The organism is Streptomyces physcomitrii, assembly GCF_012273655.1.
Classification (GTDB): domain Bacteria; phylum Actinomycetota; class Actinomycetes; order Streptomycetales; family Streptomycetaceae; genus Streptomyces; species Streptomyces physcomitrii.
On the sequence record NZ_JAAWWP010000006.1, the window covers coordinates 275,470 to 288,344 of the forward strand.

Sequence of the window (12,875 nt, forward strand, 5' to 3'; positions counted from 1 at the left end):
GGGCGCCCGGCCGGACCAGCAGAGTCGAAGAATCGGACAATTGCTGGCAAGGTGACTGCATGGCTGATCGGGGAGCGAGCGAGCTTTCACTCCCGGAGAACTGGCCCGCCGCCACCCCGGACCCCTTCCTCCTGCTCAACCGCATGGGCTGCTTCGTCTGGGATCTCGACACCGGACTGATGCACATGGACGCGGCGGCGTACGAGATCTTCGACGTCCTGCCCGAGGAGTACGACAACCACCCCGAGACCCTCACCGGCCGCATTCCGCGCGCCGAGAGCCTGCACCTCGACGGCGTGATCTCCCAGGCCATGAAGAAGGGCCGCAGTCACTACGGCACCTACTTCCGGGTGCGGCTGCGCAACGGCTCGCTGCGCTGGACCCACTCGACCGGCTTCATCAAACGCGACGCCGCGGGCCGCCCCCGCAGCATCCACGGCATCGTCCGCGACGCCACCGAGGAGCTGAGCGACAGCACCGCCCTGGAGGAGCGCGAGCGCCAGCACGCCTCCCGGCGCTGGCAGACCGGCATCGTGCAGAGCACCACCGCCGCCCTTTCGCACGCCAGGACCGTGCAGGACATCCTCGACGTGCTCAAGCAGAAGCACGGCCTCGGCCACCTGGGCGCCGCGCACCTGGTCATGGGCCTGGTGGAGAACGGCCGTATCCGGGTCATCTCCGAGGGCCCCGTCGACCCCTTCGAGCGGCACACCCTGATCCTGCGCTTCGACGAGCCGTACCCGATGCCCGAGGTCATCCGCACCCTCTCGCCGCGCTTCGTGGAGACCCCGCAGGAGTACGCCGACAGCTATCCGCAGCTGTGGCCGGATGTGCGCCGGGTCGGGGTGACCTCCGGCGCCTATCTGCCGCTGATCGCCCAGGGCCGGCCCATCGGCGCCCTCGGGCTGCTCTACTGCGGGCGCACCGGCTTCGACGAGGCCGACCGCAGCCTGCTCGTCGCCCTCGGCAGCAGCATCGCCCAGAACCTCCAGCGGGCGATGTTCTACGAGCAGGAGAAGGACCTCGCCGAGGGGCTCCAGCACGCGATGCTGCCCCGCTCGATCCCCGGGGTGCCGGGCGCCGACATCGCCGTGCGCTACCGCTCGGCGGCCGTGGGGCGCGATGTCGGCGGCGACTGGTATGACGTGGTCGCGCTGCCCGGTGGACGCGTCGGCGTCGTCATCGGCGACGTCCAGGGCCATGACACCCACGCGGCCGCCGTCATGGGCCAGCTGCGCATCGTGCTGCGCGCCTACGCCGCCGAGGGCCACAACCCGGCCGCGGTCATGGCCCGCGCCTCGGTCTTCCTCCACGAACTCGACACCGACCGCTTCGCGACCTGCCTCTACGCCGAGGTGGACCTGATGACCGGCGTGGTCCAGGTGGTCCGCGCCGGGCACCTCGACCCGCTGATCCGCCTGGTCGACGGCAGCTGCCACCGGGTGCCGGTGGACGGCGGCCTGCCGATCGGGCTCTCGGCCGAGTTCGGCGCCCTGGAGTACCCGGTGCGCACCCTCAGCCTGGAGCAGGGCCAGATGCTCGTGCTGTGCACCGACGGCCTGGTCGAACACCCCGGGTCCGACTTCGACGACGGCATGCACGCCCTGGCCGAGGCGGTGGCCAAGGGGCCCCGGGACGTCGAGGCCCTCGCCGACCTGCTCTGCGGGAGCGCCGACGAGCGCGGCGGCGAGGACGACGTGGCCCTGCTGCTGCTCAACCGCCGGGGCCTCGGCGCGGCCCAGTCCGGCGGCCGCTTCCGGCAGCATGTGGCGCCCGGCGACCCGGAGTCCCTGGCCGAGGCGCGGCGCATGATCCGTACGGCGGTGCGCGCCTGGGGCGCGGGCGCGGACGCGGGGGAGATCGAGCTGGTCACCGACGAGCTGATCACCAACGCCCTGATCCACACCGACGGTTCGGCCGTGGTCACCCTGCGGGTGCTCACCGGCGCCCAGCGCCGCCTGCGGGTCGAGGTGGAGGACACCTCCAGCGCCCTGCCCCGCCGCCGGGACGCGACCCGCAGCGAGCAGTCCGGCCGGGGGCTGCTCCTGGTCGACGTGCTCTGCGACGTCTGGGGCGTGGAGGCCCGCGGCACCGGCAAGTGCGTCTGGTGCGAGTTCGTCGTGCGCGGCTGAGCACCGGGTCCGCGGCCGGGCCGTACGCGCGGGGAGGTGGCACCCTGGATCCATGCCGGAACTGCCCGAGGTCGCCGCGCTCAGGGATTTTCTCGACGAGCACCTGGTGGGACACGAGATCGTCCGCGTCCTGCCGGTGGCGGTCAGCGTGCTCAAGACGTACGAGCCGCCGCTGAGCGCGGTGGAGGGCCGTACCGTCACCGCGGTCGGCCGGTACGGCAAGTTCCTCGACATCGACGCCGGCGGAGTGCACCTGGTGACCCATCTGGCGCGGGCCGGCTGGCTCCGGTGGCAGGACCGGCTCCCGGACGGACCGCCGCGCCCCGGCAAGGGGCCGCTCGCGCTGCGGGTCGCCCTGGAGACCGGCCAGGGCTTCGACCTCACCGAGGCCGGTACCCAGAAGCGCCTCGCGGTGTACGTGGTCGGGGATCCCGGTGAGGTGCCGGGCGTGGCCCGGCTCGGTCCCGACCCGATGGCGGCGGACCTCACCGAGGCGCGGCTCGCCGAACTGCTCGCGGGGGAGCGCCGCCGGCTCAAGGGGGCGCTGCGCGACCAGAGTCTGCTCGCCGGGGTGGGCAACGCCTACAGCGACGAGATCCTGCACGCCGCGCGGATGTCCCCCTTCAAACCGGCCGGGAGCCTGACCGAGGAGGAGACGGGACGCCTGTACCGGGCGCTGCGGGAGACCCTCGGCCAGGCCCTGGAGCGCTCCCGCGGGGTGGCGGCGGGGCGCCTCAAGGCCGAGAAGAAGAGCGGGCTGCGGGTGCACGGCCGTACCGGGGAGGCCTGCCCGGTGTGCGGGGACACCATCCGGGAGGTCTCCTTCAGCGACTCCTCGCTGCAGTACTGCCCCACCTGCCAGACGGGCGGCAAGCCCCTCGCGGACCGCAGGATGTCCCGGCTGCTGCGCTGAGCCGGGCCGCGGCCGGGGCGTTGTCGCCGGGGCGTCCACGCGGGTCCGGGCTCAGAACAGGTGGATCGCCAAGTGCCCCAGCGGCAGGCCCAGTTGCCAGGCGGGGGTCCACACCTTCGGCAGGTCCTCGTCCTCCTCCAGGGCGCCGGGGTGCGGCGGCAGCCCCTCGGTGACGGCGTCCAGGTCCGGGGCGAGCAGCTCGGTCTCCTCCAGCCAGCGCCAGGCCTCCAGGGCGAGCGCGAGGTCGGGGCCCTGGGTGCCGGCCGCCTCCCCGGCCAGGGCGTCCATCTGCTCGCGTACCCAGTGCTGCCACGGCTGCTCGTAGGCGGTCAGGGAGAGCCAGTTGTCGAGCTGGGAGATGACCCGGATGCCGGAGAGCTCGCCCGAGGTGTCGGAGAGGTAGATGGTCAGGGCCAGCGCCTCGCGCCCGGCGCGGAACTCGAAGGAGGACGGCGGCATCAGGTCGCCGGTGCGCAGCAGCTCGTCCGCGATGTACTCGGCGTAGAGCCAAGCCATCGGCACCGTGAGTTCGCCGCCGTCGGCACCCTCCGCGCTTCCCTGGCCTTGTTGCCGCATCCGTCCCGCCTCCCTGACTCCGTGCGCCTCTCGGGCACCGCGTCCGCACGCACGGTTGAGCACAGCGCAGTGCCCCAGGGGGGTCGGGAGCAAGGCGATTTGCCAAGTCTTGACCCGATCTCCGGTTTCTGGGCAGGTCAGCGGCGGCTGTCGGTCGTGCGTACGGTGGCGCGCGGGGTCTTGTCGATCCCTCACGCCGGTTCACCGTAACCGGCGCGGGACCGGCCCCCGGATCCCCCGAATCCCAGGCACCACGACAGCGCCCACCGCCCACGGGCGTCACTCCCCGGGGAGGGTGAGAGTCTTCACATGGCCACTTCCGGCCAGGGCGGTTGACCGGTTCGCGACCCGGCGGCGCCGGCTCAGGGCACCACGGTCACCGGCCAGCGGCCCGCCTTCACCAGGCGCACCGCGACCGAGCCGACGAAGCGGTGGCCTGCCTGCTCGGAGGCGCCCACCACCACGGCGTCCGCGGTGAGTTCGTCCGCGGCCGAGACCAGCCCGGTGTACGGGTCGCCGCGGAAGGTGTGGAACTCCCAGCGCACGTCGTATATGTCCTTCAGGCGCTCCGCGCTGCTGCTGATGTCCGCGGCGATGTCCTGGGCGATCTCGTCCGTGGTCTCCGCGACCGGCACGCCGAGCGCGGCACCGGCGGTCATGACGGGCTGTACGTAGACCAGGGCGAGCAGGGCGTGCTGGCGGCGGGCCAGCCCGGCGGCGTAGGCGGCCGCGCGCATCGAGGACTCGGAGCCGTCGACGCCCGCCAGGATGACCTTGGGGCCGTCCGTGCCGCGCTCGAAGCGGGATGCCTGGTGTTCCGTCACCCTCCGAGGCTAGCGGAGCCCCCGCCGCCGCCCCGGCGCGCACCGGGGGACGGGCGGAACCGGGGGCCGGTGAGGCCGCCGGTGCGGTCAGCGGGAGGAAACCATACGGGCGAACACCACGACATTGCCGTCGTATCCGGATTCCTTGGAATAACCGCCGCCGCAGGTGATCACCCGCAATTCGGGTCGGCCTTTGCCGCCGTACACCTTGGCTCCGGGAAAGTCGTCCTTTTCGAAGACCTCGATTCCGTACACCTCGAATTCGGCGGTCTTTCCGTCTTTGCGCCGTACGTCGACGTGGTTTCCCTTCTTGAGGGCGCCGAGGCCGAAGAAGACCGCGGGGCCGCGGGAGTTGTCGACATGTCCGACGACCACCGCGGTGCCCTTCTCGCCGGGTGTCACCGCGCTGGTGAACCAGCCCGCGAGGTTCGGCTCCTCGGGAGGGGGAGCCTCGATCCAGCCTTTCTTGTCGATACCGACCGGCATCAGCGGGGCGTTCACCCGGATCGCGTCGATACGGACCCGGTCCGGTTCGGCGAACGGCAGCGCCGCCGCGCCGCCCCCGCGGTCGCGCTCGGTCCCGGTGTCGGCGGAGGCCGGCTGCGGCGGGCCCGAGTCGAATTCGCCGGAGCCGTTGCGGATCAGTGCCACCCCGGCGAGCAGCACGAGCGCCATGACCCCCCAGGGGGCCCGCTTCTTCATCGGCCTGCCGCCGTCGGCGGACCCGGTAGAGGACATGCGCACTCCCTTGCTCACCCCGCGTGCGAGGACCCCGCCGCGCGTACGAGAAAGCTAAGCGCGGCGCCCGCGCCCGGCGAGCACGCGGCGGCGAACGGGTGGCCGCCCGCGTCGCGGTGCGCCATCCGGGGCGAGCAGCCCGGGTTCTTTCCTGACGGTGTGTGACCTGCGGCGATATCACGGCGTGCGGCGGAGCCCCGGCGTGTCGCCTCACCGGGACGGCGCAGTCCCGAAATGCGGCTCTGTGCACGGCATCTGAGGGTCTGTCTGGGAGGCGCACACGCCCATCACCGGGGACGGATCCCCGGGGCGCCTCCGCGGAGGAAACCCATGCGTACCACTCGTGTTCTGGCGGCAGCGGCCGCGGTCGCGGCGGCCGTCTCGTTCGCCGCTCCGGCCGTGGCCGCGGACCCCGACGCAGGCAAGGTCGTCAAGGAGGCCGAGTCCGGCAAGGTCGTGACCGAGGACGAGCCCGGCAGCGGCATGAGCCAGGAGGAGTCCGGCGAGGCCCTGCACGACCGCGGCTCCGGCCGGGTCATGGCCGTGCCCAGCGTGATCGCCAGGGGCGGCAAGCTCACCGTCTCGGTGAGCGACTCCAAGTGCAACTACGGCACCCGGAGCGTCTCCTCGCGCGCCTTTCAGCGCACCGTGAACCTGCGGGGCAGCAACCCGGCCACCGCCGAGGCCTGGATCAAGCACGACGCCCGCCCGGGCTCGTACGACATCACGGCGATGTGCAACGGCAAGACGATCCACAGCCGGGACGCCTTCACCGTCATCGGCGGCCCCGTCCAGGGCGGCATCGGCGGCAGCAGCAAGGGCGGCGCCACCGGTACCGACATGGCCATCGGCGGCGGTCTGGTCGCCGCGGCGGCTCTCGGCGGCGGTGCCTTCTGGCTGCGCCGCAGGGCGGAGAACCGGGTGTGATACCCGGCCCGCCCGGCTCTTCCTTCCGCGACGCCGCAGGTGAAAGCCGTGGGCCCGCCACCCGGTGAGGGTGGCGGGCCCACGGCTTGCGGCGGACCGGCGGGGCTCAACTCCCGTCGGCGCGGCGGCGGGTGAAGTGGTAGGCGGTGCCCAGGGTGCCGACGACGAGCAGGGCGCCGAAGCCCAGTTCACCCAGGTCCAGTCCGCCGATGGTGCCGCCGAACCCGGCGTCCACGCCGTGGTCCGGGTGCCGGGGGTGCTCGCCCGGGGGCACCAGGGGCTCCTCGGGGCGCCCCTCGGCGATGGTCAGTTCCGCGGTACGGGTGATCCCGCGCTCGCAGGAGAAGGTGACCGAGTAGGTGGCGCCCTTGCGGGCGTCCCAGTCGACCTCGGTGGTCGCCGAGTTGTCGCCCGCTTCGATGACCACGGTGTCGAAGACGCCCGAGTGCACCTTGGTACGTCCCTTGCAGCCGGAAGCGGTCAGCTTCACCTCGCCGCCGGCGGCGACGGTGGAGGGGGACACCTCCACCTCGAAGCGCTCCTTGCCGCGGGGCGGCGCGGCCACGGCGGCGGGGGCGGTGAGGGCGAGGGCGGTGGCACCGAGCAGCGCGGCCGAGGCGACGCGTATCGCGCGCATGTGATCCTCCGGATCTCCGAGGGACAGCGCGGACCTTTTCCGCTTTCGCCGGTAGTGCCCTCGATAGGGGCGACGCTAGGAAGGCGCCGCCCCGACCGCGATCGGGGCCGGGCAGACGGGGTAATCGGCTCGGCCGATCAGGCGATCACGGACCGCCCCGCCCGGCGTGGCTGCCCGCCGGGCGGGGCGGTCCGTGCTGGGGGACTGTGAGGACACCCCCAGGGAGGCCCGCGTACGAACCCGCCGCGGGGCTCACTCCAGGAGCCGCGGTACCAGCTCCCGCAGCGGCTCGGTGGAGGCGGCCATGTCCCGGCTGTAGGGCAGGTCGAAGTCCCAGATCAGGAAGAGCAGGAAGGCGATGAGCGCCGAGAAGAGCCCGGCGAGGATCAGCTCTCTGGGCGTGCGTCTGATCTGCAGCGCGAACATCATGCCGACGGTCACCAGCGCTCCCGCGATCAGGCCGAACCAGACGACCCCGGGCATGGTGGCCTCGGCCGAGTCGCCGCGGGCGCTGCGGGCGTCGTCCGCCGCGGTGATCTGGTCCAGCAGCGGCTGGTAGGCCTGGGCCTCGAAGTCGCTGGCGGGCTCGTGGTCGGTCAGGCCGTGGCGGATCTTCGCGAGCAGCGCGTCGCCGCGGTCGGTCAGGCCCCCGCGCGTCGAGGAGCTGTCCCACTCGGTGGTCACCACATAGGCGACGTAGTCCTCGACCTCCCCGCGGATCTCCTCGCGGACCCCGGGCGGATAGGCGCGTACCCGCTCCTGGATCTCGTGCAGTGCCTGGGCCTCGGCGTGCACATGGGCCTGGGCCTCGGCGCGGGCCTCCCAGACCCCGGCGATGGCGAGGCCGAGCACGATCGCGTAGACCACCCCGATCATCATCGTCATGTACTCGATGACGTCCGGGGTCTGGCTGGGGTCGTCGTCCGAGCCGATTCTGCGTTGCTGAAGGATCGTCACCGCCAGGACGACGCCGCAGGCGGCCACCATCGCGAGGGTGAGAACAAGCCATTCCGACATGGGGCCTCCGGGTTTCAGCGGGGGCGCAGCGCGGCGACGGCGAGCACCGCGGGGGCCGTGATGAGCAGAGTGAGAGTGACCAGTGACGGACCGTGGCGCGGCGGCCTGCTGTGCCGCACCGGCTGATGACGCGGGTAGTGCACAGCCCGTGGAGCGGGGCGTACGGCCGGAGGCTCGGGCCGCGGCTTCTCCGGTGCGGGCGGGGCCGGTTCGGGCCGCGACGGCGCGGGTCTCGGGGGCGGTGGGGGCTCAGGTGCCGGTGACGGGGGAGGCGGCGGAGGCGGAGGAGGCGGCGGTGCCTCCCGGGTCGGGGGTGGCGGAGGCGGCGGTGGTGGTGGCGGAGGGGGCGGTGTCGGCGTGGCTCTCGGCGGGTGCGGAGTGGGCTCGGTCCCGCAGAAGCCGGCGCCCGCGCCCGCCACCGCGACGGTGTCCCCGGCGCGGGCCACGGCTCCGCCCGCCCCGGCCCAGGCGCAGGCGTCCGCCGGGGCGGCGGCCGAGGCCGGGGGCGCGGGTGTGCCGAGGATCCAGGCCAGTGCCAGGAGCGCGATCATGCGGGTGACGAGGGCGGATGCGGACCGCGAGGTTGGCTGCACATCGAGAGCATGGGCGGGCCGCGGGCCCACCAAGCCGAAGCGGACACCGAATTGGCACGAACGGGCGGAGTTCGCCGCCCGGGGTTTGCGGGCCGCGCGGGCGCGCTCGGAAAGCGCCATGTTCTGCCCTGCCGCGCGGGTCATGTGGCGCTGTTTTCGGGGCAGTTGGGCGAACGTGAAGCGGCAACCGCCCGTAACCGGCCCGGTACGTGGCGCGATTCGAGCGGTGTGCGAGACTCGGCGAAAACGCGGTCTTCACCTTCCCCCGCTCCGGTGGAAGTCCGGGCGCGCGGGCCCCTGTTGGGGATCGGCCAGCCGACTGACCGGTTTTTTTCGATGGTTCCGTTGAGAATGCATAGGGACGAATTCGTCCGGCTTTTTCACGGGGCCTGCTCCGGGCGGTGACCGAGAACGGACGGCCAATTTCCGTTTTGGCTCGCTCCTTTGGCAGGCGATCAGTAGCCTCGGGCCGGACAGTGGCCTCCCTACGCCGTTGGAGACTTCAGATGGAGCGACCCGCCTGGGCGCCGAAGGGCATCGACATATCGGTGCCGAGCGTGTCCCGGATCTACGACTACTACCTGGGTGGTTCGCACAACTTCGAGGTCGACCGGGATGCCGCGCGCAAGGCGATGGAGTTCCTGCCGGGTCTGCCGAAGATCATGCAGGCGAATCGTGCCTTCATGCGCCGTGCTGTCGGTTTCGCGGTGGCGGAGGGTATCGACCAGTTCCTGGACATCGGCTCCGGAATTCCCACCTTCGGCAACGTCCACGAGATCGCCCAGCGCGCCGACCCCGAGGCGAGGGTGGTCTACGTCGACCACGACCCGGTCGCCGTCGCGCACAGCGAGGCCGTGCTCGCGGGCAACGACCGGGCCACCGTCGTCGCCGCCGACTTCCGGCGCCCGCGCGAGATCCTGACCAGCCCTCAGCTGCGCGAGACCCTCGACCTGGACCGGCCGGTCGCCCTCCTCCTGGTGGCGCTGCTGCACTTCGTCGACGACAGCGACAGGCCGCAGGAGGTCCTCGAACAGCTCCGCGGCGCCCTCGCCCCCGGCAGCCTGCTTATCCTCACGCACGCCTCCGGCGAACTCATGCCGGCCGAGCCCACCGAGGGCGTCACCGGGGTCTACGAGAACATCCGCAACCCGCTGAAGCTGCGCGGCAAGGACGAGATCGCGCGCTTCTTCGACGGCATGGAGATCCTCGACCCCGGACTCGTACGGATGCCGGAGTGGCGGCCGGACATCGCCCCCGAGGAGGAGGACCCGTATTCCTTTGCGGGTTACGCCGGAGTGGGGCGCACGGCGTGACCGCGGAGCCGGACGGACCGGAAGACAGAGTACGGCGGTTCGCGACGATATGGAGCCGGGCGGTGTACCCGCTGACGGCCACCTCCCGGACGCGTCCGGAGTTCGAGGAGCAACTCTTCCCGCTGGCACGCCAGTTGAGGGACGCGCTGTGCGCCCCGGTCTTCGAGGCCGCGCGCGGACGCCCGGTCGGCGCCGCCCTGGTCGACGCGCACTGCACCGACCCGGACGCGCTCAGCCGCACCCTCGACGTGGTCGAGGCCTACCTGGTGCTCTACTGCGGCGCCGAGGGCGACCAGGAGGAGATGCGCTCGCGCAGCGCCCGCCTCCAGCACGCCGCGGCCGCGGGCTTCGCGCACGCCCTGCGCGAGCGCACCCTGGCCGAGCAGGAGGCCATCTCCGCGGCCGCCCTCAAGGCGCGCAGCGCGGTGGCCGAGGCCCTGCACGCCAGTGAGGCCCGCTTCCGCGCCGTCTTCGAGGGCGCCGCGATAGGCATCAGCATCGCCTCCCTCGACGGCACCGTCATCGACGTCAACGACACCCTGCTGCGGATGCTCGGCACCCCCGAGCAGGTGGTCCGCAACCGCAACGTCTCGGACTGGACCCACGCCGACGACGCCCCGCACGTGTGGAACCTCTACGGCGAGCTGACCCGCGGCGAACGCGAGCACTTCCACGTGGAGAAGGCCTTCTACCGGCCGGACGGCACCGCGCTGTGGACCAACCTCTCGGTCTCCCTGCTCCGGGACGCCGAGGGCATGCCCCAGTACCAGCTGGCGCTGATGGAGGACACCACCGAGCGGCGGCTGCTCAACCTCCGGCTGCGCTACGAGGCCACCCACGACGCGCTCACCGGGCTGCCCAACCGCACGCTGTTCTTCGAACGCCTGGAGAAGGCGCTCGCCGCGGGTCCGGAGAACCGCTTCGGCCTGTGCTACCTCGACCTGGACGGCTTCAAGACGGTCAACGACAGCCTCGGCCACGCCGCGGGCGACCGGCTGCTCGTCGAGGTGGCCGACCGCCTCCAGTCCTGCGCCACGGCCCCCGGCGAGATGGTGGCCCGCCTCGGCGGCGACGAGTTCGTCGCGCTGACCACCGGCCACGGCACCGAGCAGGAGGTCGACGAGCTCGCCGGGCGTATCATGCACGCCCTCTCCGCGCCGATCCGTATCGATGGCCGGGAGCTGACCGTCCGCGGCAGCATCGGCATCGTGGAGGGCCCCGCCGGGGAGCGCAGCGCGGCCGAGGTGCTGCGCAGCGCCGACATCACGATGTACCGGGCCAAGTCCGCGGGCGGCAACCGCTTCGAACTCGCCGACCCCGTCCAGGACGCCCGCGCCATCACCCGGCACGGGCTGACCACCGCGCTGCCCGCCGCGCTCGCCCGCGGCGAGTTCTTCATCGAGTACCAGCCGCTGGTCAACCTCGGCGACGGCAGCGTCCGCGGCGCCGAGGCCCTGGTGCGCTGGCTGCACCCGCAGCACGGCATCCTCGGCCCCGACCGCTTCATCGAACTCGCCGAGCACACCGGACTGATCGTGCCGCTCGGCCGCTGGGTCCTGGAGCAGTCCGTATGGCAGGCGCGGCAGTGGCAGGAGCGCCACGCGGACGCCGGGCCGCTGCGCATCAACGTCAACCTCTCGCCCTGCCAGCTCACCCACCCGGGACTGGTCTCGGACACCGTGGAGATACTGGAGCGGGTCGGGCTCGCCCCGCACAGCCTGTGCCTGGAGGTCACCGAGTCCGCGCTGATCGGCGCCGACGACGACCTTCTGAAGCCGCTGCGCAGGCTCGCCGAGATGGGTGTCGACATCGCCCTGGACGACTTCGGTACCGGGTACTCCAACCTCGCCAACCTGCGCCGCCTGCCGGTCAGCGTCCTCAAGCTGGACCGCTCCTTCACCCAGGGCATGCAGCAGTTCCCGGCCGATCCGGTGGACCTGAAGATCGTCGAGGGGATCGTCGCCCTGGCGCACAACCTCGACCTCGCGGTCACCGTGGAGGGCGTGGAGACCGGGGCCCAGGCCGAGCAGCTGCGCGAGCTGGGCTGCGACACCGCACAGGGCTGGTACTACGCGCGTCCGGGCCCGCCGGACCGCCTGCACCAGCTCGCCCTGGCGGACGCCACCGGCTGAGCCACGGCACGCTCAACGGCCTCTGCCCGTACGGGAGTCGGGGCTCTCACGGTCCCGGCGCCCGGGCCGCGGAGCGGGCTCAGTCCGGCTTCTTCGCCGCGAGCACCGGCGCCTGGGCGAGCACCATCTGCTGGAACTCCCGGGCGGCGCGCGGCGGTGCCACATCGCTGCGGTGCGCGAGGGCGATGGTGCGCCGCAGGCCCGGGCGGGCGAGCGGGGTCACGCGCAGCCGCAGGTCCCCGCGCATCGCCACCATGCGCGGCACCACCGCCACCCCGAGCCCGGCCCGTACGAAACCGAGGACGGCGTCCATCTCGCCGCCCTCCACCGCGAACCGGGGCTCGAAGCCCTCGGCCCGGCAGGCGGCGACGGTCAGCTCCCGCAGGTCGTAGCCGTGCCGGAACATCACCAGGGGCTCGCGCTCCAGGTCGCTGATGTGCACCCGGCGCCCGCGGTCCCCGGGCGGCGGCGAGTCCGGGGCGGAGACCACCACCAGGTCCTCGTTGAGCACCTCGATGGTGGTGAGCGCGGGGGAGGGGGTCGGCAGCGGCAGCACCACCAGCGCCAGGTCCAGCGCCCCGCGCGCCAACTTCCGTACCAGGTCGTGCGATCCGCCCTCCTCGATCAGGAGCTGCACCCCGCGGAAGCGGTCGTGGAAGGCGCGCAGCACACCGGGGAGCAGGCCGGTGCACAGGCTCGGGGTCGCGCCGAGGCGCACCCGGCCGCGCCGCAGCTGGGCCAGCTCCTGGACCTCGTGCCGGGCGGTGTCCGCGTCGGCGAGGATCCGCCGGGCCAGCGGCAGCAGGGCCTCGCCCGCGTCGGTGAGGGTGATGTTGCCCCGGGCCCGCTGGAAGAGGTCCGCGCCCAGCTCCCGCTCCAGGGCGCGGATCTGCTGGGAGAGCGAGGGCTGCGCCACGTGCACCACTTCCGCCGCCCGTGTGAAGTGCCGCTCCTCGGCGACCGCGACGAAATAGGAGAGTTGCTGGAATTGCATACCGCCAGCATAGGGCCGGTATAGCGGCTGCCTATCGCCAAGCGCATGTCGATGCCCTGGGTTGATACGAGGGTCCGCC

The 12,875-nt window shown here is 72.7% G+C and carries 11 protein-coding genes; 5 read left to right on the plus strand and 6 right to left on the minus strand.

Annotated elements, in window-relative coordinates; translation table 11 throughout:
- Positions 1-59: 59 nt before the first annotated feature.
- Positions 60-2,132, plus strand: a complete 2,073-nt coding sequence (locus HFV08_RS12880) for a SpoIIE family protein phosphatase (protein ID WP_168538980.1) — start codon at positions 60-62, stop codon at positions 2,130-2,132.
- A 52-nt stretch (positions 2,133-2,184) separates the two neighbouring features.
- A complete protein-coding gene (locus HFV08_RS12885) occupies positions 2,185-3,045 on the plus strand; it encodes an Fpg/Nei family DNA glycosylase (protein WP_168538982.1) in 861 nt (286 codons plus the stop codon).
- A gap of 51 nt (positions 3,046-3,096) precedes the next feature.
- On the opposite strand, the gene HFV08_RS12890 is transcribed toward HFV08_RS12885, so the two are convergent.
- The 3 genes from HFV08_RS12890 to HFV08_RS12900 form a co-directional block, all read right to left on the minus strand.
- Positions 3,097-3,621, minus strand: coding sequence for a hypothetical protein (locus HFV08_RS12890; protein ID WP_040255584.1), 525 nt, complete (start codon positions 3,619-3,621; stop codon positions 3,097-3,099).
- Between the two features lie 362 nt (positions 3,622-3,983).
- On the minus strand, positions 3,984-4,445 hold the full coding sequence (locus tag HFV08_RS12895) for a universal stress protein (protein WP_168538984.1): 462 nt from the start codon (positions 4,443-4,445) through the stop codon (positions 3,984-3,986).
- Between the two features lie 87 nt (positions 4,446-4,532).
- On the minus strand, positions 4,533-5,183 hold the full coding sequence (locus HFV08_RS12900) for a class F sortase (protein ID WP_168538986.1): 651 nt from the start codon (positions 5,181-5,183) through the stop codon (positions 4,533-4,535).
- Between the two features lie 330 nt (positions 5,184-5,513).
- Here HFV08_RS12900 and HFV08_RS12905 point away from each other — a divergent pair, with 330 nt between their 5' ends.
- Positions 5,514-6,110, plus strand: coding sequence for a hypothetical protein (locus tag HFV08_RS12905; protein WP_040255587.1), 597 nt, complete (start codon positions 5,514-5,516; stop codon positions 6,108-6,110).
- Between the two features lie 106 nt (positions 6,111-6,216).
- On the opposite strand, the gene HFV08_RS12910 is transcribed toward HFV08_RS12905, so the two are convergent.
- Together HFV08_RS12910 and HFV08_RS12915 are read right to left on the minus strand one after the other, a co-directional pair.
- Complete coding sequence (locus HFV08_RS12910) at positions 6,217-6,747, minus strand: hypothetical protein (RefSeq protein ID WP_168538988.1); 531 nt, start codon at positions 6,745-6,747, stop codon at positions 6,217-6,219.
- 252 nt (positions 6,748-6,999) lie between these two features.
- Positions 7,000-7,764: a bestrophin-like domain gene (locus tag HFV08_RS12915; protein ID WP_210430207.1), complete on the minus strand. Its 765-nt coding sequence runs from the start codon at positions 7,762-7,764 to the stop codon at positions 7,000-7,002.
- Between the two features lie 1,099 nt (positions 7,765-8,863).
- On the opposite strand from HFV08_RS12915, the gene HFV08_RS12920 reads away from it, so the two are divergent.
- Together HFV08_RS12920 and HFV08_RS12925 are read left to right on the plus strand one after the other, a co-directional pair.
- The gene (locus HFV08_RS12920; protein WP_168538990.1) at positions 8,864-9,670 is read left to right on the plus strand and encodes an SAM-dependent methyltransferase; all 807 of its coding nucleotides are present in this window, start codon (positions 8,864-8,866) and stop codon (positions 9,668-9,670) included.
- Complete coding sequence (locus HFV08_RS12925) at positions 9,667-11,802, plus strand: putative bifunctional diguanylate cyclase/phosphodiesterase (RefSeq protein ID WP_168538992.1); 2,136 nt, start codon at positions 9,667-9,669, stop codon at positions 11,800-11,802. Before HFV08_RS12920 ends, HFV08_RS12925 begins: the two co-directional genes overlap by 4 nt.
- A gap of 79 nt (positions 11,803-11,881) precedes the next feature.
- Here the strand turns inward: HFV08_RS12925 and HFV08_RS12930 are convergent, their stop codons facing one another.
- Positions 11,882-12,796, minus strand: a complete 915-nt coding sequence (locus HFV08_RS12930; RefSeq protein WP_168538994.1) for a LysR family transcriptional regulator — start codon at positions 12,794-12,796, stop codon at positions 11,882-11,884.
- Between the last annotated feature and the right edge of the window lie 79 nt (positions 12,797-12,875).

Excerpts from the sequence above, each read along its gene's own strand:
- HFV08_RS12910 (WP_168538988.1), bottom strand. The coding sequence starts at position 6,747 with ATGCGCGCGATACGCGTCGCCTCGGCCGCGCTGCTCGGTGCCACCGCC.
- HFV08_RS12885 (WP_168538982.1), top strand. The coding sequence starts at position 2,185 with ATGCCGGAACTGCCCGAGGTCGCCGCGCTCAGGGATTTTCTCGACGAG.
- HFV08_RS12880 (WP_168538980.1), top strand. The coding sequence starts at position 60 with ATGGCTGATCGGGGAGCGAGCGAGCTTTCACTCCCGGAGAACTGGCCC.
- HFV08_RS12890 (WP_040255584.1), bottom strand. The coding sequence starts at position 3,621 with ATGCGGCAACAAGGCCAGGGAAGCGCGGAGGGTGCCGACGGCGGCGAA.
- HFV08_RS12900 (WP_168538986.1), bottom strand. The coding sequence starts at position 5,183 with ATGTCCTCTACCGGGTCCGCCGACGGCGGCAGGCCGATGAAGAAGCGG.
- HFV08_RS12905 (WP_040255587.1), top strand. The coding sequence starts at position 5,514 with ATGCGTACCACTCGTGTTCTGGCGGCAGCGGCCGCGGTCGCGGCGGCC.
- HFV08_RS12930 (WP_168538994.1), bottom strand. The coding sequence starts at position 12,796 with ATGCAATTCCAGCAACTCTCCTATTTCGTCGCGGTCGCCGAGGAGCGG.
- HFV08_RS12920 (WP_168538990.1), top strand. The coding sequence starts at position 8,864 with ATGGAGCGACCCGCCTGGGCGCCGAAGGGCATCGACATATCGGTGCCG.
- HFV08_RS12915 (WP_210430207.1), bottom strand. The coding sequence starts at position 7,764 with ATGTCGGAATGGCTTGTTCTCACCCTCGCGATGGTGGCCGCCTGCGGC.